Here is a 17,955-nt window from a genome sequence, read left to right on the forward strand (position 1 = left end):
GGAGAGCGCCAGCGTGATGCCTCAGGCGGTGCGGGGTCGCCACGGCTCGTGCTCGTGCGCGAGCCAGACCAGCTCGGGGTCGAGCGCGCGCACCCGCAGCCGGCCTTCGGTGGGCGGCTCGTCGAACTCGCCGTGCCACACCGCCACGTCGCCGCCGACGACGACCGGGCGCCCGCCGGCCTCGACGACGACCACCTGCATGCCGCGCGTGTGGCCCGGCGCCGGGACGAGCCGGAGCCCGGGGAGTAGCTAGAGCTCGCCGTCAACCGGCACGTACCGCACGCCGGGCGCCTCGACCCACTCGCGGACGGTGTAGCCGTCCTCGCTGAGCGCGTCGTCGAGCTCCCGGCGCTGGACGTAGATCGGCCTGCCGGCGAAGAGGTGGTTGCCGCCGCAGTGGTCGGCGTGCAGGTGCGTGTTGACGACGATGTCGACGCCGGCGAGATCGAAGCCCTGCTCGCTCAGCGGCCGGAGGCGGGGATCGAGGTCGGCCAACGCCGGGTGCGGCTCCGTCATGCCGGTGTCGACCAGCACGCGCGCGTCGGGATGGTCGATGACGTGCACGTACAGCGGCATCGGCTCGCCCTCGGCGAGCAGGTCGGCAACGAGGACCGGCGTAATGGAGATCGGGGCGGGGGCGTTCATCGTGTGCCGACCGCCGCGGTGGTGGTTGATGTGTGCGTCATGATGGCCTCCTCTACCGGTTACCGGCCGACGCGCGGCCGGCCGCATAGCCTCGCCGTCGGCAATACGTCTCCTTGGCGCGGAAAGGATACGGTATGTGTACGGCGTTCACAACGGTGATCTGGGACCGTGTTCCGATGGTGGCCCGGTGCGGACGGGTCCGGACCCCTCATAGGGGCTGCGCGGGGACGGGACAGACGTCCATGTGCGAGTTATGACTAAAGTCCCATATACGAGCCTCAGCCTCGCGCCTAGGATGTTGGGCAGGGGTAACCCCAGCGGGGTTGGGGCCCGGGCAAGTCGCGGTGGCAGGCGGAGAGGGCAGGTCTTCGGATGGAGAAGGAGCAGCAGCAGGTCACGGGCGGGGAGAGGGTGGCCGAGAACGCGGGATCACGGCCGGGCGGTCCGACGGTGGAGGAGGCCGGTCTCGGGGTCAGGCTGCTGCGCGTGGCTTGGGTGGCGATCCTGCTGGGCTTCGCGATGGAGGCGGTGCTGCTCCTCGTCGCGACGGGTTTCTTCGGGAGCATCCCGAGCCTCGGCCAGCTCGTCGCCGACCTGCTGAAGAACGTCTCGTGGTCGGTCGTCGTCTGCAGCGGGCTCGCCCTCGGGCAGACCATCTCGCGGATAAAAGTGCCGGCCATGGGCGTGCTGGGGTTGCTCGCGGCGCCCCTCGCCTTCGAGGTCGCGCGCGTCCTGCACAAGGGGACGCTGCAGGCGCTCGTGGCTACGGGGGACGCCTCGGGCGGGTCGGCGGAGGTCTCCCCGGTCCTGCTCGCTCTGGTCAAGGGGATCGAGTACGGGTGTCTGGGGCTGGCGGTCGCCTGGATCGGGGGACGCCCGTGGGGAGGCTTGCTCGCCCACGTGGGGGTGGGGTTGGCGGCGGGGGTCGTGTTCGGCGGCGTGATCCTCGCCATGACCTCCGCGGCGATGCCGCAGCCCTCGGGCGCCAGGCTGGTCCCGCTAGCGGTGAACGAGGTGCTCTTCCCCGTGGGCTGCGCCCTGGTGCTCTTCTCGGCCGGCGCGCTTGGGCAGAAGCTCTCCGGCCGGGAGCAGGATGCCTCGTGAACGTCCGCGCAGGAGAAGGGGCGACGCATCGTCCCGCCCCTGACGCTCGTCGTGCCTCCCACACCGATCCGGGGTGCCGGACCGCGGGTGCCCGGGGAGGATCTAGCCCAAATTGGGGTACATCGGGGCCGGGATGGCTGCCACACTGCTGACTAACAGGGTGGTTTAGGAAAGGGTAAGGATGAGACGCTTCTTGATGGTCGAGGACCATTCCGCGTTCCGACAAGCACTCTCGCAAGTCATAAAGTGGAAGACGGAACTCGACGAGGACGCCCAGGCCGGGACCCTCGCCGAGGGTCGCCGGCGCCTGAGCATGCTGGACGGCTCCATCGAGGTTGCGGTTGTCGACCTGGGGCTTCCCGACGGGAACGGGGTGGACCTGATCGAGGAGATAAGCGAGACCGAGCCCGACGTCGCGGTGCTGGTGCTGACGGAGACCCGGCACCGCGAGCGGTTTGCCGACTCGCTGGGCGCGGGGACCCACGAGATCCTGACGAAGGACGCCAGCCTCGATGAGATACTCCAGGCGTTGCGCCGGCTCGGCGCCGCGAAGGAACGATCCAAGGCGTAGCGAAGGTCCGGTGCCCCGGCGCGCCACGGCCTCCGTCGAACGCAGCAGCGGACGCCCGGAGAAGGCGGATCCGAGCGGGGAGCGGCTGCTCAAGGTGGGCGCGGCGATGGCGGCCTTCGCGACGGTCGCCGCGGTATCCGTGGCGCTGGCGATCGCCCTCGGGACGAAGAACCCCGGCGGGGTGGACGCCCTCATCGAGCCGAAGGCGCGGGATGCTCCTGCGCCCCCCGTGATCGCCGAGCCCCGGAGCGACGAGGGGCCGCCTCCCCCGAGATCGTCGAGCCGCCGCGACCGCAGACCGAGCGCCGGCGAGGCCCGCCGGAGGATCGGCGGCCGCGCTCCACCCGCCGGCCACCGGCGCTCCCGCCTGCCCCCGAACCCGCGCGCGAAGCGACCCCCAACGGCCCGTCGGTCTCCCCGGACGAACTCGCCGCGGCGGACGGACCCCGCCACTACGCCCCTCGACGCAACGCGCCGTTCACCCTGACTGTGGAGGCCCTCGGCGTCTACGACGTCCCGGTAGCGAACGAAGCCGGCGACGCGGCCCTGGATCGCGGTCCGATCCACCTCCCCGACACCCAGATGCCCTGGGACGAGGGGGAGCAGAAAAACATCTACATCGCGGGCCACCGCCTGGGCTACCGCAACACGAACAGCCGCCTGCTCTTCTACCACCTGGACCGTCTGCGGGCGGGGGACAGGGTCGCGATAGAAGGCAGGGGCAGGGTGTTCGAGTACAGGGTGAGCGAGATGCTCGTGGTGGACCCGAGCGATCGTTGGGCGAAGGCCCCCGTGCGCGGGCGGGACATGGTCAGCTTGCAGACCTGCACCCCCATCCCGACCTTCGAGAAGCGCCTGGTGGTCCGCGCCGATCGGGTTTAAGCCGCCGAGAGGCTGCCACACCGGAGTTCGTTGCGGTACGCCCCCGGCCCCGCCGGGCTAGCGCCCGCCGGACCGGCGCTTCGCCACCTTCCGGGAGGCCTGGCCCGGGCATGCCGCCGGATCTGGCAAAGAAGAGGGCCGGAGCCCCGAAGTACGCCCCGGCCCGCGCCCCGTTCTCTCCTCGTTACCTCAGGTGCAACGTCCTGTCCTCGGCGCCGGATTCCGTCCGAAGAAGGTTCACGCCGTACACCTGGCGGACCGACGAGTCGACGAGGGCGGACGCGACCCGGCCGAGTTGCTCCTCGTAGTACCCGCTCGCCTCGCTCGCCTCCAGGTCCTCCTTCGTCTCCCACAAGCTGATGACCAGGCCCTCTCCCGTCTCGGGGTCGGACATCATCATGAGCCCCTTGAATCCCTTCTGCTCCGCGGCGCTCGATGCCACGGTTCCCCGGACCGTGTTGACCACCCCCTCCAACAGATCCGGGTCGATCCGGACGTTCGTCACCCTCGCGTGCACGGCTGTCCTCCTTCCCCGACCCGCTCTCCCCGCGGGCCGTGCGTACCCACATTTTATCCCCCGGAGGTAGGAAAGCAACATTAAGCACAAAAGAGATGCCGGAGGGCGAGGAGCGGCCTGATGCCGGACGGCGCCCCCGGTTCTGGCACGGGCCGTGCGGGCGTCGAGGAGTAAGACGGTGGCGGACAGGGATGATCCGCGCCCGCGGACGCCGGGAGATCGGACGTCTCCGGGCCTTCCTACTCCCGGGGGTTGGGCGGGCTAGCCGCGCCGGGCGAGCGTCGCGCCCTCCGGGCATCTCCGAAGCGACGGTTGCCTTGTCGGGGCACGCGAGGGCGGGGTCCGGCGTTGGTCCCCGCGAGCTTCCAGGCGCCGCAGGTCTGCGGCGCCCCTGGTGTCTGCCGGTCCGGGCGCTCTTACAGCTGGAGGTCGATCAGGTACGGTCCCTCGGAGCGCAGACCGGCTTCGAGCTGGCGGTCGAACTCCTCCATCGTCGCGGCCTTGCCCGCTTCCACGCCCATGCCGCGGGCGAGGGAGACCCAGTCGAGCGCCGGGCGGTCGAGCTCCATCATGGCGTGGGCGGTGCGCCCGGCGCTGCTGGCCCCGACGTTCTTCAGCTCGCCCTTGAGGATCGCGTAGGAGCGGTTGTTCAGGATGACGGTGGTGACATCGAGGCCCTCGCGGGCCTGCGTCCACAGGGCCTGCACCGTGTACATCGCGCTCCCGTCGGCCTGCAGGCAGATCACCCTGCGGTCTGGACGGGCGATCGCGGCGCCGGTGGCGAGCGGCGGGCCGATGCCGATGGCGCCGCCGGTGATCTGGAGGTAGTCGTGGGGGGCCGCGCCCTTCGTCCGCGACATGAACGCGTAAGCGCCGGTGAGCGCCTCCTCCACGACGATCGCGTCCTCCGGCAGCGAGGAGGCGACCGCCAGCGCGGCCCCGTCGGCCGAGGCCGCGCCCGTGGAGGATGAGTGCTTCTCCCGCATCTGGAGGGGGGCGTTCTCCCGCGCGCCGAGCTCGTCGGCGAGGGCTTCCAGCGCCCCCACGACGTCCTCGCCGGGGGCGGCGAGCCCGTGGACCTCGCACTCCGGCGGGCTGAGGGCGCTCGGCTTGTCGGGGTAGGCGAAGAAGGCTACGGGGGCCTTGGACCCGGCCAGCAGGAGGTGGCTCGTCCCGGAGAGGGTCTTGATGGCCGCGTCGACCGGGTAGGGGAGGAAGTCTACGGGGACCCGGCCGGCCCCGCGCTCCACGCGCGCGTTGTGCGTCTGGGCGATCAGGCGTGCCCCGGTCTTCGCGGAGATCCGCCCGGCCAGCGTGAGGCCGGGCTCGCGCAGGGCGGGACCGCCCAGGAACAGGACCGCGCTCTCGCCTGAGCGTAGGGCTCGCGCGGCCCCGGCGATCGCCTCCGGCGCCACCTCGGCCCGGGGCTCCACGGGTGGCAGCGGCGCCGGCTCGCCGGCCTCGCCCCAGGAGGCGTCGGCGGGGAGGATGAGGGTCGCCACCCGTCCCGGCGGGGCCATCGCCGCCGCGATCGCCGCCGCGGCGTCGCGCCCGACGGAACGGCTGTCCGTCGAGGTCAGCACCCAGTCCGAGAACGGCCGCGCGACGCCCTCGACGTCGGAGGTGAGGGGCGCGTCGAACTCCTTGTGGTAGGTCGCGTGGTCCCCGACGATGTTGACCACGGGGGCATGGGCGCGCCGCGCATTGTGGACGTTCGCCAGCCCGTTGGCGAGCCCGGGGCCGAGGTGGAGCAGGGTGGAGGCCGGCTTCTCCGCCATGCGCGCGTAGCCGTCGGCGGCCCCCGTCACGACGCCCTCGAACAGGCCGAGCACGCAGCGCACGCCCCCGACCCGATCCAGCGCCGCCACGAAGTGCATCTCCGAGGTGCCGGGGTTGGCGAAGCAGACCTCCACCCCGGCCCCGGCCAGCGTCCTCACCAAGCTCTCCGCCCCGTTCATACCCTCCCCCTCTCGTGCCATCGGACGAGACATGATCTCACGGTTTCGGCGCCGGGGCCGCGCCGAAGGCGCTCTGCTGTCCCTCAGTGGTTGTGCCGGGGCGTCTCCGAGGCGACGCCCCTGTACTTGAGCGCCGACTCGAGGACCCCGCCGCCGTCGAGCCCGCTGACCGAGGCGCGGTAGAGCTCCTGCCAGGGGGTGCGGCTCGGGGGGATGGGCGGGACGCCGTCCTCCCGTTTGCGGCGTTCGATCTCCTCTTCCGGCACCAGCGCGTCGCAGCGTCCGGCTTCGAGGTCGATGCGGATCGTGTCGCCGGTGCGCAGCCATGCGAGGCCGCCCCCGGCGGCGCTCTCCGGGGTGGCGTGGAGGACCGAGGGGCTGTCGGAGGTGCCGGACTGGCGGCCGTCCCCGATCGTGGGCAGCGTCGTGATGCCGCGCTTGATGAGCGCGTCCGGCGGCTGCATGTTCACGACCTCCGCCGAGCCCGGCCAGCCCAGGGGCCCGGTGCCCCGGATCACCAGGATGGACCGCTCGTCGATGTCGAGGTCGGGGTCGTTGATGCGCTTGTGGTAGTCGTCGGAGCCGTCGAAGACGACCGCACGCCCCTCGAAGACGCCCTCCCTGCCGGGCGTGCTCAGGTAGCGCGCCCGGAACTCGTCGGAGACGACGCTCGTCTTCGCGATCCCGAAGTCGAAGAGGTTGCCGGAGAGGACCTTGAACCCGGCGCGCTCCTGCAGCGGCGCGTCGTACGGCGAGATCATCTCCCGGTCCGTGCTCTCGCTCTCCGCGACGTTCTCGGCCAGCGTACGGCCGGTGACCGTAAGCACCGAGCCGTCCAGCTTCCCGGCCCGAAGGAGCTCGTTCAGCACCGCCGGGACGCCGCCCGCGCGGTGGAAGCGCTCGCCGAGGTACGAGCCCGCGGGCTGCATGTTTACGAGCAGCGGCACCTCGTAGCCGCGGGCCCAGTCCCCCGGCCGTATCTCCACGCCCGCGTGGCGGGCCATGGCCACGACGTGCGGCTGGGCGTTGGTCGAGCCGCCGATCGCCGCGACGGCGACGATCGCGTTCAGGAACGCCTCGCGCGTCAGGATCCTGGACGGGCGCAGGTCCTCGTGGGCCATCTCGACCACGCGGCGGCCGGTGTCGTAGGCCATCTGGCCCCGCTCGCGGTAGGGCGCCGGGATGGCCGCGCAACCGGGCAGCGAGAGGCCGAGGGCCTCGGCGACGGCGTTCATCGTCGAGGCGGTGCCCATGGTGTTGCAGTGCCCGGAAGAGGTCGCGGAGGCGAGGGCCGCGTCGAAGAACTCCTCCTCGCTTATCTTGCCGGCGGCGAGGCGGCGGCGGTTCTTCCAGATCACGGTCCCCGAACCGACGAGCTCGCCCTCGAAGTACCCGTCGAGCATCGGGCCGCCGGAGAGCACGATCGCGGGGATGTCCACCGTCGAGGCGGCCATGACCCCGGCCGGCGTGGTCTTGTCGCAGCCGGTCGTCAGCACGACGGCGTCGATGGGGTAGCCGTGCAGGATCTCGACGAGCCCGAGGTAGGCGAGGTTGCGGTCCAGCGCCGCGGTGGGCCTGCGGCAGTTCTCGAAGATCGGGTGCACCGGGAACTCCATCGGGATGCCGCCGGCGTCGCGTATGCCGTCGCGCACGCGCCTGGCGAGCTCCAGGTGGATCCGGTTGCAGGGCGAGAGGTCGCTGCCGGTCTGCGCGATGCCGACGATCGGCCTGCCCGAGCGCAGCTCGTCGGGCGTGAGCCCGTAGTTCATGAAGCGCTCTAGGTACAACGCGGTCTGGTCCATGCGCTCGGGGTCTTCGAACCAGTCGCGCGAGCGGAACCGTCTTGCGGGACGGGCCGAATCAGCAGTCATGGTGCATCTCTCCTCCGACCTTCGCGTTCGAACCCGCGAACTCCTCGCGCAGGGACCGCGCTCGCCCCCCAGACGGCGCGGCGCCCGGGCCGCTCCCTTCTGCCGGAAGCCGATCGACTCCCCCTCGGACGAGGGCCCGACACGGAATCATTATAGACGCTGCCTACTCCACGGCCGCCGGCGTGAAGACGGGGCCTCAAGCGTTGGCGGCTCCGCCGGTGGGGCTGCCGTGGCACTTCTTGTACTTCTTCCCGGAGCCGCACGGACAGGGATCGTTGCGGCCCACCTTATGCGTCTCGTGCCGCGTATCGCCGGACGAAGAGGGTTGCACCGTCGTGACGTTGTACTCGTTTATCGAGTCGTAGACTACCTGGCTCGGTATCAACCCTGCCTCGCCCTCGCCGTCCCGGGCGGTCCCGAGCGCGCGCAGGGTGTTGTCCAGCAGGGCGTGCCAGGTCGGCACGTCCACGCCCGCGGGCCTCGCGTCCAGGAGCTCTTCGACGAGCCCGGAGAGCTGCGGTGCTTGCTCCCTCGCCTCCTCCCGTATCTCGTCGTCGGAACGGCCCCGTCCGCGCACCTCCCGCAGAAACGCGACGAGCCGCTTCGGGTCCGCGGCGTCTCGCTCGGAGCGCCGCAGGAGCTTCTCCGCGTCCCTGACAAACTGGTACTCCTCGGCGAGGACGCGCGCCCGGTGCCTACCGCACATCGGGCACGGTTCCGCCACCTCGGCGTTCTCGAAGACCGCCATGCTGACCTCGACGCCGGTCTCTGCGGGATCGAACCCGAACCCCGACGGGTAGAGGTAGCCGCAGTGGCCGCACTGCGCCGGTATCAACTGAAGTTGTATGTCCATTGGCGCAGTGTAAACGACCCGCCCGGACCTTACGGTCCTAACGGGGTGATCGCGGGCAGCTACGACGGCACCCGTGCGTCGTGGATATCCTGCGCGAGGAGGAGGGCCCGAGGTCCCTCTACAGTAGTATGGGGCGCGGTCGGGCGCCGCGAGGGGGCGGCCTGAGCCACGAGCGGCTGTTGCTCACCGATCGTTCGACGAGGAGGAGTTTCGGATTGGCGAGAGAACTCGAGGTAGCGGTCGCCGCGGCGACGGCGGCGGGGGAGATCCTGCGGAGCAACTTCGGCCGGGAGCAGGTGGTCCGGTACAAGGGCGAGGTCGACGTCGTCACCGAGGTGGACGAGCAGGCGGAGCGGAAGATCGGGGGGATGCTGCGGGAGGCCTTCCCGGAGTACGGGATGCTGGCCGAGGAGGGTGGGGCGCGGGAGGGCGGGGGCGAGCACCGCTGGATCGTGGACCCTCTGGACGGCACGAGCAACTTCGCCCACGGGCTCCCGGTCTTCTGCGTCTCCATCGCGCTGGAGAGGGCCGGCGAGGTCGTCCTGGGCGTGGTCCACGACCCGATGAGGGAGGAGATCTTCGTCGCCGAGCGCGGCGGCGGAGCCACCCTCGACGGGCGGCCCATACGCGTCTCCGAGACGGACGAGCTCATCCGGGCGCTGCTCGTCACCGGCCTCCCGTACGACCGCGACGCCATGCCGGCCGCCCTCGACCTTCTCTCGCGGTTCGCCGTCCTCACGCAGGGCTTGAGGGGGCTGGGCTCCGCGGCCCTCGACGTGTGTTACGTGGCCGCCGGAAGGGTGGACGGCTACTACGAGCGCGGCGTCCGGCCGTGGGACGTCGCCGCGGGGGCCCTCATCCTCGAAGAGGCCGGGGGCACGGTAACGAACTTCCGGGGGGAGAAGCTCGACCTCCAAGGACTGGAGATCGTCGCGAGCAACACGGCTCTGCACCCATCGATCGTGGACGTCACGGGGGCTGACCCTGCGGAGGACCTGCTCGGGCTCCCCGCGCCCTCCTTCCCCCGCCGGGTCGGGCCGCCGCCCGCGCCGGATCCGACGGCACCGAACTCGACGGCTCCGAAGCACCCGTCGTAGAACGGCGCCCCCGCCCCGGGCCGTTGACGACGAGGAGATAAGGCCGGCGGCGCAGCACGAGCGTGGCAGGGACCGCCGGCATCGGCCTCCGCCCCGCCCGCAGCCGGACCCGACGCGCGAGAGAACCTACTTCTTCTCGAAACCGACCACTCGCAGGTACCGCGAAAGCCGGTAGTCCTCGTGCGCTCCGCGGACGAAGCTCCCGCCCGCGAGGGGCGCTGCAGCCGCTCGGGAGCGCCGGTGACGCGCTTGCACGATCCGTCCTGCGCGAGCGGCCAAACGCCTTCCGAGTACTTCTTGACTTTTGTTCTTGACGCGAACAAAAGTCACAGGTATTGTGACGGCGGATGCTAACTCGCCATGGGGGGCGAGGATCGGGAAGGAGGAGAGCGTTTATGCAGTTCTGGGTGCTTCTGTTGGTGGTTCTGGGTTTTCTGTGGCTGTTGCAGGCGGTCGGGACGTACTTTCAGATGGCGCATTACCGGAAGGTTCTCGGCGGGATCACGGCCGAGGCGGACGAGGGGTACGTCGGGGTCGGCAACGCGAAGTCGTACTTCGGCAAGGGCGTCATCCTGATGCTGGTGGTGGGTGAGGACGGCGTCGTGGGCAGGGCGCTCAGGATGCGGGGCAGGACGGTCTTCGCCAGGTTCGAGGACGCCGATCGGCTCGTGGGGCTCGGGATCGACGAGTTGAGGGACGGGGAACGAGAGGGTCCGGAAGATCCGGGGACCATGGCGGCCGCGCGGATGGCCGTCGAGCAGATAGACCGCATCCGCGCGCAGAAAGCGGGGGCCGCCGTGAGCTAGGGGAGAGGCGCATGGGGGTTGGGGAACCGTTGGTTGGCCGAAGGAGGAGGATACATGCAAGGGTTGTTCGTCGCGCTGCTCCAGGCAGAGGGTGAGCAGGCGACCGCTCAGACCGGGGGCGTCTTCGGCGCCCTGGGGAGGGCCGCCGAGTGGTTTATCGGGCTGTTCCAGGCGGGGGCCGAGACGTTCGTCGGCTTCGTCACCGGGATCATCCCGCTGTTGATCGTGCTGCTCACGTTCTTTTACTTCTTGATCAACGTGATCGGGCAGGATCGCGTGCAGCGCGCGGCGCGTTTCGCCGCCGGCAACGTCATCACCAGGTACACGCTTCTGCCGCTCATCGCGGTCTTCTTCCTCACGAACCCGATGGCGTACACCTTCGGGACGTTTCTGGAGGAGAAGTACAAGCCGGCGTTCTACGACTCGGCGGTCTCGTTCGTGCACCCGCCGCTCGGGCTCTTCCCGCACGTAAACGCGGCGGAGCTCTTCGTGTGGCTCGGCGTGGCGACCGGGATACAGCGCCTCGGGTTGCCGCTCGGGGACCTCGCGGTCAGGTACCTCATCGTGGGGCTTATCGTGATCTTTATCCGCGGGCTCGTGACGCAGTACATAACCCAATTCCTGGCGCGTCGTCAGGGCGTCGAGCTGTAGGGGAGGGGCGACGTGCAAGAGAGAGTGTTCAGGGCCGTAAAGGTGGAGCGGGGTCCCCAGGGTTGGGGCGGGCCGCTCGTCATCCAGCCCACCGCGGAGAAGGACAAGATCGTCGCGGTCACCGGCGGGGGCATCCCGGAGGTGGCGAGGCGGCTGGCCGAGCTGACGGGTGCGGAGGCGGTGGACGGCTTCAGGGCGCCGCCGCCGGAGAGCGAGATCGCCGCCGTAGTCGTGGACTGCGGCGGGACGGCGCGGGCCGGCGTCTACCCGAGGAAGCGCATCCCGACGATCAACCTCACCCCCGTGGGCCAGTCGGGACCGCTGGCGCAGTTCATAAAAGAGGACATCTACGTCTCCGGCGTGCGGGAGGCCAACATAACCCCGGCCGACGGCGAGACGACGGCCGCAGCATCGAACGGCGGCCAGGGCGCGGCGGCGAACCCGTTCGTCTCCTCGACCACCGACAGGGGCCCGGCGGCGGGGTCCGAGGCCGCCGCCGACTCCGACCAGGTGCGGGCGGGCGGCTTCACCGGGTTTATCGCCCGGTTCGGGCGAGGGATCGGCGGGGTCGTCGGGATCCTGTTCCAGAGCGGGCGCCAGTCCATCGACACGGTGATAAGGAACGTCCTGCCGTTTATCGCGTTCGTGACGCTCCTCATCGGCATCATCAACGCCTCGGGGCTGGGGAACCTCATCGCCAACACCCTCTCGCCGCTCGCGGGGAACCTGGTGGGGCTGCTGGTGCTCTCGGTGATCGTGGGCCTGCCGTTCCTCTCGCCGGTCCTCGGGCCGGGGGCCGTCATCGCGCAGGTCATAGGCGTCCTGATCGGCGACCAGATCGCGCGCGGCGCAATAGACCCGTCGTTCGCCCTGCCGGCGCTGTTCGCCTACAACGTGCAGGTCGGCTGCGACTTCGTGCCCGTGGGGCTGGCCCTGGGCGAGGCGAAGCCGAAGACCATCGAGATCGGCGTGCCGGCCGTGCTGTTCTCGCGCCAGATCACCGGCCCCCTGGCCGTGATCATCGCCTTCCTGTTCAGCTTCGGGCTCTACCAGTAGGGGCCCCGAGGAACCCGTAAGGAGGAACCTGCGTGGAACCCATTTATTCGACGGAGATCAAGGAGATAGGTCCGGAGGTCGAGGCATTTCTCGAGGAGAAGTACCTGATCCTGTTCGAGGTCGGCGCCCCCCCGGAGCTCGCGGAGATGAGCGTCCTCCACGACTGCTCGCACATGCGCGAGGAGCCGCCGGCCCCCGGGGACGTTCTCGCCATCGGCGAGAAGGAGTTCCGCGTGACGGCCGTCGGCGAGAAGGCCTGGAAGAACGTGGCCGAGCTCGGCCACGCGGTCTTCGTGTTCAACGGCGCCCGGGAGGCCGAGATGCCGGGCCAGATCTGCCTCGAGGAGGGAAGTACGCAGGGGCTCGCGGAGGCGGTGAAGCCCGGCGTCCGTCTGGAGATGAGGGCGGGCGCCGGCATCGGGGCCGCGAGGGGCGGGGAGGACGCCGCGCGTGAGTCTTAGGCGGAAGCTCGAAGCCCTCGGGCGCGAGGGGAGGCCCGTGCGGGTCGGCCTCGTGGGGGTGGGGCAGATGGGCCGGGGCTTCGTCGCCCAGGTCGCCGGCATCCCCGGCATGGAGGTCGTGGTCGCCGCCGACATGGACCCCAAGCGGGCGATGTCGGCCTTCCGGGAGACGGGGCGAGACCCCATCGAGGGCCTGAGCGGCACCCCCGAGCGCCCGGCCGCGACGGACGACGCCCTCGGGCTCGTCCGCTCGCCCACCGTCGACGTGGTCGTCGAGGCGACGGGCGTCACGGAGATCGGCGCCCGCGTCGCCTACGAGGCCATACAAGAGGGCAAGCACATGGTCATGCTCAACGCCGAGACCGACGTCACCGTCGGGGCGGTCCTCGGCCGCATGGCCGAGAGCGCCGGCGTCGTCTACACCGGCTCGGCCGGCGACGAGCCCGGCGCCATAATGGAGCTCTACGACTTCGCCCGGTCTTTAGGCTTCGAGGTCGTCGTCGCCGGCAAGGGGAAGAACAACCCGCTGGACGTCTCGGCCACCCCCGAGTCGCTCGCCGAGGAGGCGGGGCGCAAGAAGATGAACCCCAAGATGCTCGCCTCGTTCGTGGACGGCACCAAGACGATGGTCGAGATGGCCTCCGTCGCCAACGCGGTCGGCTTCTCCGTGGACGTGCCGAACATGCACGGGCCCGCAGAGACGGTGCCGAAGAAGCTCGGTGAGGTTTTCAGCCTCGAGGAGGAGGGGGGCATCCTGTCGGGCTACGGCACGGTGGACTACGTGCGCGGGGTCGCCCCCGGCGTCTTCGTCATCGTGCGCTCGGGGGAGGGAGCCGTGCGGGAGACGATGCAGTACCTCGGCATGGGGGAGGGCCCGAACCACGTCCTCTACCGCCCCTACCACCTCACGAGCCTCGAAACCCCGATCTCCGTCGCCCGCGCCGCGATCTACGGCGAGCCCACGATCGTCTCGCGGCCCGTACCGTCGGCCGAGGTGGTGGCGGTGGCGAAGCGCGACCTCGTCCCCGGCGAGAAGCTCGGCGGCATCGGTTCGGCGGACTACTACGGCGGCGTCTACAACGTCGCAGAGGCCGAGGAGATGCTCCCCTTGGGGCTCGCCGCCGGGGCGCGCGTCACGCGCCCGATACAGAAGGGGAGCGTCGTGCCGCGCTCGGGGGTCGAGATGGCCGGGGACTCGTTCGTGGTGGACCTGCGCCGGCTGCAGGACGCGGCCCTGAGGCAGTAGGCCGCGATGATCTCCCGTTACCCGGCCGACCGCCGAAACCTCTCCGAGGAGGACCACCTCATCCTCAAGGTCCTCCGGCTCTACTACGAGCGCCACCTCACCCAGAGCGAGGTCGCGCGCAGGATGGGTTTCTCGCGGCCGAAGGTCTCGAAGCTTATCTCCGAGGGGAGGGCGCGGGGGCTCGTCAAGATCGAGATAGCCACGCCGGGCGAGGACTTCGCCGCGTTGGAGATAGCCGTGGAGGATCGCCACGGCCTCGCGGAGGCGGTGGTGGCCTCCTCCGTGGGGGACCGCGGGGTCACCGAGCTCTCGGTCGGCGCCTCCGCCGCCGCGGTCCTCGGCCGGATCTGCACCCGCACGACGGTGCTCGGGATCTCCTGGGGCAGATCCTCCCGGGCCCTGGCGGACGTCCTGATCCCGCAGGCTTTTCTGTGCGGCAAGGTGGTGCCGCTCGTGGGGGGGATGGGCAGGGCCGAGGCCGCGCTGCACTCCAACCAGATCGCGGCGACCCTGGCCGAGAAGCTCTCCGCGGAGGCCCTCTACCTCTCGGCCCCGGCCATCGTCCCCTCGCCCCAGAGCCGGGCGGAGCTTCTGGAGACGCCGGGGATCGAGGACGTCCTGGCGGAGGGGCCGCGTGCGACGTGGCCGTCGTCGGGATCGGGGGCATCCTCTCCTCCTCGACGCTCGTGGGGGCGGGGTACTTCACCCCGGAGGAGTTTCTCGGCCTCAAGGAACGGGGCGCCGTCGGGGACGTCTGCTGCCATTTCCTCGACGCGGGGGGGGAGGCTTGCCTCCCGGGCTTCTCCGAGAGGGTCGTCGGCCTCACCCTCGATCAGCTCCGCGCGATCCCCAAGGTCATAGGGCTCGCCGCCGGGGCCGAGAAGGCCGAGAGCGTCGCGGCGGCGATCAGGGGCGGCTACGTCTCGACCCTGGTCTGCGACCGGGAGCTGGCCGAAGCGTTGTTGGAAGTCGGAAGATAAAGGAGGCCGCAATTGCAGAACGACGGTAAGCGGGTGGAGCTTCTAAGACAGATGCTCCTCAGCCGCCACTTCGACGAGAAGGTGAACGACCTCTACGCCGAGGGCAAGGTCCACGGCACGGCCCACTTCTACGTGGGACAGGAGTCCGTCGCCGTGGGGGCCATAGCCGCCCTGAAGGAAGGGGACGTAATAACGTCCACCCACCGTGGGCACGGGCACGCGATCGCCTTCGGGCTGGACGTGGACCGGATGGCGGCCGAGCTTCTCGGCCAGGCGACGGGCTACTGCCACGGCAAGGGCGGCTCGATGCACATCGCCGACGTCGGCGCGGGGATGCTCGGGGCGAACGGGATCGTCGGCGGAAGCATGGGGATCGCGTGCGGCGCCGCCTGGGCGTTCAAGAGGCGCGGGCAGGACAACGCCGCGATCTGCTTTTTCGGCGAGGGGGCGACGAACGAGGGGATCTTCCACGAGACGCTGAACATGGCGGCGATCTGGAAGCTCCCCGTCGTCTTTCTGTGCGAGAACAACCAGTACGGGATGTCCATGAGCGTCAAGAAGGCGACCGCGATCGAGAACATCTCCGACCGCGCCTCCGCCTACGGCATGCCCGGCGTCACCGTCGCAGGCTCGACGCTCGACGAAGTCTACAACGCCACGCGGGAGGCGCTGGAGCGGGCGCGCGCCGGCGAGGGGCCGACGCTGATGGAGGCGATCACCTACCGCTACCTCGGCCACTCCAAGAGCGACGCGAACCTGTACCGCACCCGCGAGGAGATCGCGACCTGGCGCAAGCAGGACCCGATACAACGCTTCGCCACCGTCCTCGAGGGCGAGGGCGTCCTGGAGCGGGACGAGTGGCGCAAGCTCGACGAAGAAACACGGCTGAGGATCGAGGAGGCCTTCGAGAAGGCCTCCCGAGAGCCGGATCCCCAGCCCGAATCCGCCCTGGAGGACGTCTATGCCTGAGCGCGAGATCACCTACCGCGAGGCCGTCCGCGAGGCGATGGTCGGCGCGATGCGGGAGAACGACGAGGTCTTTCTGATGGGAGAAGACGTCGGCGTCTACGGCGGGGCCTTCGGCGTCAGCCGCGGCATGATCGAGGAGTTCGGGGAGGAGCGGGTGGTCGACACCCCGATCTCCGAGGCCGGCTACGTCGGCCTGTGCACCGGCGCCGCCCTCATGGGGATGCGCCCGATCGCCGAGATCCAGTTCTCCGACTTCATGACGCACTGCATGGACCAGCTCGTCAACCAGGCCGCCAAGATCCGGTACATGTTCGGGGGCGAGGGCCGCGTCCCGATGGTGGTCCGTACCCCCGGAGGCGCCGGCACGGGTGCGGCCGCCCAGCACTCCCAGTCCCTCGAAGCCTGGTTCGTCCACACCCCGGGCCTCAAGGTCGTCATGCCGTCGACGCCCTACGACGCGAAGGGGCTGCTGCTCTCCGCGATCGACGACCCGAACACGGTGATCTTTTACGAGCACAAGCTCCTCTACAACAAGAAGGGCACCGTCCCCGAGGAGCCCTACCGCGTACCTTTAGGCGAGGCGAACGTGAGCCGGATCGGCGACGACGTCACGATCGTGACGGCCGGCCTGATGCACCACTACGTGCTCGAAGCGGCCGAGGCGCTCGCCGACGCGGGCGTCGAGGCCGAGGTGGTGGACCTTCGCACCCTCTCGCCGATGGACGACGCGGCCGTGCGGCGCTCCATCGAGAAGACCGGCAAGCTCGTCGTGGTCGAGGAGGACGTGAAGACGGCGGGCTGGGGGGCCGAGGTGGTCTCCCGGATCGTCGAGGGCGAGAGCTTCTACAGCCTGGACCGTGCCCCGGCGCGCGTGGCGGGGGCGGACGTCCCGATCCCGTACAACCGCGACCTCGAGGCCCACGTCCGCCCGACGCCCGAGAAGGTGGTCGAGGCGGTCAGGAACCTCGTCGACGCCCGCAAGGGGGTGTACGCCTAGATGGCGACCGAGCTGAAGGTCCCGAAGCTCGGCATGGACATGGAGGAGGCGAACATCCTCCGCTGGATCGTCGAGGAGGGCCAGTCGGTCGAGAAGGGCGACCCCGTCCTCGAGATCGACACCGACAAGGTCTCCTACGAGGTGGAAGCGAACGCCGACGGCGTCATCCGTCGGGTGCGCGGCGAGGAGGGCGAGACGGTCCCCGTCGGCGCCACCCTCGCCTACATAGCGGCCCCGGGCGAGGAGTTCGAGGAACCCGTCGGCGCCAACGGAGCCTCCTCTCCGGCCGCGCAGCCTTCGCTCCCCGACGCGGCCCCCACGGCGACGGAGGAGACGAGGGAGCACCGCAACGGCCGCCGCGGGGTACGCGCCTCCCCCGCCGCCCGGAGGGCCGCCGCCACGCGAGGGATCTTCATAGAAGACATCCCGGGCTCCGGACCCGGCGGGAGGATCTACCTCTCCGACGTCCTCGAGGCGGACGTCCGCCAAGCGACGCCTGACGAGGTGCCTCAGGAAGCGCCGCCCCGAACGCCCGCCGTCCCCGCGACGGGCGCACAGCATCCATCCGGGGCGCCCGCCCCCGTCGAGCCCCCTCCCGCGGAAGATGCCGAGCGCGAGCTTCTCTCTCGGGTCCGGCGCGTCGGCGCGGAGCGGACGGCGAAGAGCTTCGGGGACGTGCCGCACTTCTACCTCACCCGGGACCTGGAGGCGGACGGCCTCTTGGAGCTCCGGGAGCGCCTGAAGGCGAAGATGTACCCGGCCCTCTCCCTGACGGAGCTTTTCGCGCTCGCCATCGCGCGGACCCTGAAGGGCCACCCGCGCCTCAACGCGCGTTACGTGGACGGCGGGTACGTGGACTTGAACCGGCGGGTGAACCTCGGGATCGCGACGGCGACGGACGAGGGGCTCGTGGTGCCGGTCCTCAAGGGGGCCGACTCGCTACCCCTGCGCGAGCTCGTCCCGGCCGTGAAGGAGCTTATTGGTAGGGCGCGGGAGGGGAAGCTCGGGGCGGACGACCTCTCCGGCGGCACCTTCACCGTCTCCAACCTGGGTATGATGGGGGTAGACGCCTTCGACGCCATAATCAACGCCCCGCAGGCGGGGATTCTGGCGCTGGGACGGGTACGGACGGTCCCGGAGTGGCGGGAGGGGGCGTGGCTGCCGCTGCGCGTGATCTCCGCGACGCTCTCGGTGGATCACCGGGTGGCCGACGGGGCGGACGGGGCGCGGTTCCTCGGGGACCTGCAGGCGGCCCTGTCGGACTGGGAACTGTTGTTGTGAGGGGGAGCTG

16 protein-coding genes and 3 pseudogenes are annotated in these 17,955 nt (G+C 70.4%); 14 read left to right on the plus strand and 5 right to left on the minus strand.

The features are described from left to right. Positions 1-21: 21 nt before the first annotated feature. Positions 22-645: pseudogene (locus tag GBA65_RS27010) on the minus strand (MBL fold metallo-hydrolase). Between the two features lie 372 nt (positions 646-1,017). Here GBA65_RS27010 and GBA65_RS08555 point away from each other — a divergent pair. The 4 genes from GBA65_RS08555 (at position 1,018) to GBA65_RS08570 (ending at position 3,202) form a co-directional block, all read left to right on the plus strand. After that, positions 1,018-1,749 carry a hypothetical protein gene (locus tag GBA65_RS08555; protein ID WP_166396215.1) on the plus strand — a complete coding sequence of 244 codons (732 nt, stop codon included), beginning with the start codon at positions 1,018-1,020 and terminating at the stop codon, positions 1,747-1,749. A 181-nt stretch (positions 1,750-1,930) separates the two neighbouring features. Then, positions 1,931-2,320 carry a response regulator gene (locus tag GBA65_RS08560; RefSeq protein ID WP_166396216.1) on the plus strand — a complete coding sequence of 130 codons (390 nt, stop codon included), beginning with the start codon at positions 1,931-1,933 and terminating at the stop codon, positions 2,318-2,320. Between the two features lie 10 nt (positions 2,321-2,330). Continuing rightward, a complete protein-coding gene (locus tag GBA65_RS08565; RefSeq protein ID WP_166396217.1) occupies positions 2,331-2,807 on the plus strand; it encodes a hypothetical protein in 477 nt (158 codons plus the stop codon). 2 nt (positions 2,808-2,809) lie between these two features. Continuing rightward, positions 2,810-3,202: a class E sortase gene (locus tag GBA65_RS08570; protein ID WP_166396218.1), complete on the plus strand. Its 393-nt coding sequence runs from the start codon at positions 2,810-2,812 to the stop codon at positions 3,200-3,202. A 184-nt stretch (positions 3,203-3,386) separates the two neighbouring features. Here GBA65_RS08570 and GBA65_RS08575 read toward each other — a convergent pair whose 3' ends face one another. From GBA65_RS08575 to GBA65_RS26285, 4 genes and pseudogenes are all read right to left on the minus strand, one after another. After that, on the minus strand, positions 3,387-3,719 hold the full coding sequence (locus tag GBA65_RS08575) for an antibiotic biosynthesis monooxygenase family protein (RefSeq protein ID WP_166396219.1): 333 nt from the start codon (positions 3,717-3,719) through the stop codon (positions 3,387-3,389). Positions 3,720-4,135: 416 nt separating this feature from the next. After that, the gene (locus tag GBA65_RS08580) at positions 4,136-5,677 is read right to left on the minus strand and encodes an acetolactate synthase large subunit (protein WP_166396220.1); all 1,542 of its coding nucleotides are present in this window, start codon (positions 5,675-5,677) and stop codon (positions 4,136-4,138) included. An 83-nt stretch (positions 5,678-5,760) separates the two neighbouring features. After that, positions 5,761-7,548 (minus strand): IlvD/Edd family dehydratase, encoded by a 1,788-nt coding sequence (locus GBA65_RS08585; protein ID WP_166396221.1) that lies wholly within the window; start codon positions 7,546-7,548, stop codon positions 5,761-5,763. Positions 7,549-7,744: 196 nt separating this feature from the next. After that, positions 7,745-7,843: pseudogene (locus GBA65_RS26285) on the minus strand (SEC-C metal-binding domain-containing protein); the annotation flags it as partial. Between the two features lie 773 nt (positions 7,844-8,616). Between GBA65_RS26285 and GBA65_RS08595 the strand changes: the two are divergent. From GBA65_RS08595 to GBA65_RS08640, 10 genes and pseudogenes are all read left to right on the plus strand, one after another. After that, entirely contained in the window at positions 8,617-9,498 is an 882-nt protein-coding gene (locus GBA65_RS08595) for an inositol monophosphatase family protein (RefSeq protein WP_166396222.1), read from the plus strand. 395 nt (positions 9,499-9,893) lie between these two features. Beyond that, the gene (locus tag GBA65_RS08600; RefSeq protein WP_166396223.1) at positions 9,894-10,304 is read left to right on the plus strand and encodes a transcriptional regulator GutM; all 411 of its coding nucleotides are present in this window, start codon (positions 9,894-9,896) and stop codon (positions 10,302-10,304) included. A gap of 54 nt (positions 10,305-10,358) precedes the next feature. Continuing rightward, the gene (gene srlA, locus GBA65_RS08605; RefSeq protein ID WP_166396224.1) at positions 10,359-10,955 is read left to right on the plus strand and encodes a PTS glucitol/sorbitol transporter subunit IIC; all 597 of its coding nucleotides are present in this window, start codon (positions 10,359-10,361) and stop codon (positions 10,953-10,955) included. A 12-nt stretch (positions 10,956-10,967) separates the two neighbouring features. Continuing rightward, the gene (gene srlE / locus GBA65_RS08610; protein ID WP_166396225.1) at positions 10,968-12,011 is read left to right on the plus strand and encodes a PTS glucitol/sorbitol transporter subunit IIB; all 1,044 of its coding nucleotides are present in this window, start codon (positions 10,968-10,970) and stop codon (positions 12,009-12,011) included. 32 nt (positions 12,012-12,043) lie between these two features. Next, positions 12,044-12,472 (plus strand): PTS glucitol/sorbitol transporter subunit IIA, encoded by a 429-nt coding sequence (locus tag GBA65_RS08615; RefSeq protein WP_166396226.1) that lies wholly within the window; start codon positions 12,044-12,046, stop codon positions 12,470-12,472. Beyond that, on the plus strand, positions 12,462-13,718 hold the full coding sequence (locus GBA65_RS08620) for an NAD(P)H-dependent oxidoreductase (protein WP_207956257.1): 1,257 nt from the start codon (positions 12,462-12,464) through the stop codon (positions 13,716-13,718). Before GBA65_RS08615 ends, GBA65_RS08620 begins: the two co-directional genes overlap by 11 nt. A gap of 6 nt (positions 13,719-13,724) precedes the next feature. Continuing rightward, a pseudogene (locus GBA65_RS08625) lies at positions 13,725-14,698 on the plus strand (sugar-binding transcriptional regulator). Positions 14,699-14,749: 51 nt separating this feature from the next. Beyond that, the gene (locus GBA65_RS08630; RefSeq protein WP_166398412.1) at positions 14,750-15,667 is read left to right on the plus strand and encodes a thiamine pyrophosphate-dependent dehydrogenase E1 component subunit alpha; all 918 of its coding nucleotides are present in this window, start codon (positions 14,750-14,752) and stop codon (positions 15,665-15,667) included. Continuing rightward, positions 15,660-16,664: an alpha-ketoacid dehydrogenase subunit beta gene (locus tag GBA65_RS08635; RefSeq protein ID WP_166396228.1), complete on the plus strand. Its 1,005-nt coding sequence runs from the start codon at positions 15,660-15,662 to the stop codon at positions 16,662-16,664. The genes GBA65_RS08630 and GBA65_RS08635 overlap by 8 nt, the downstream gene beginning before the upstream one ends. Beyond that, positions 16,665-17,945 (plus strand): dihydrolipoamide acetyltransferase family protein, encoded by a 1,281-nt coding sequence (locus GBA65_RS08640; protein WP_166396229.1) that lies wholly within the window; start codon positions 16,665-16,667, stop codon positions 17,943-17,945. It abuts the gene before it with no gap. Positions 17,946-17,955 lie beyond the last annotated feature (10 nt).

The sequence above is a fragment of the Rubrobacter marinus genome, from assembly GCF_011492965.1.
GTDB classification, from domain to species: Bacteria; Actinomycetota; Rubrobacteria; order Rubrobacterales; family Rubrobacteraceae; genus Rubrobacter_F; species Rubrobacter_F marinus.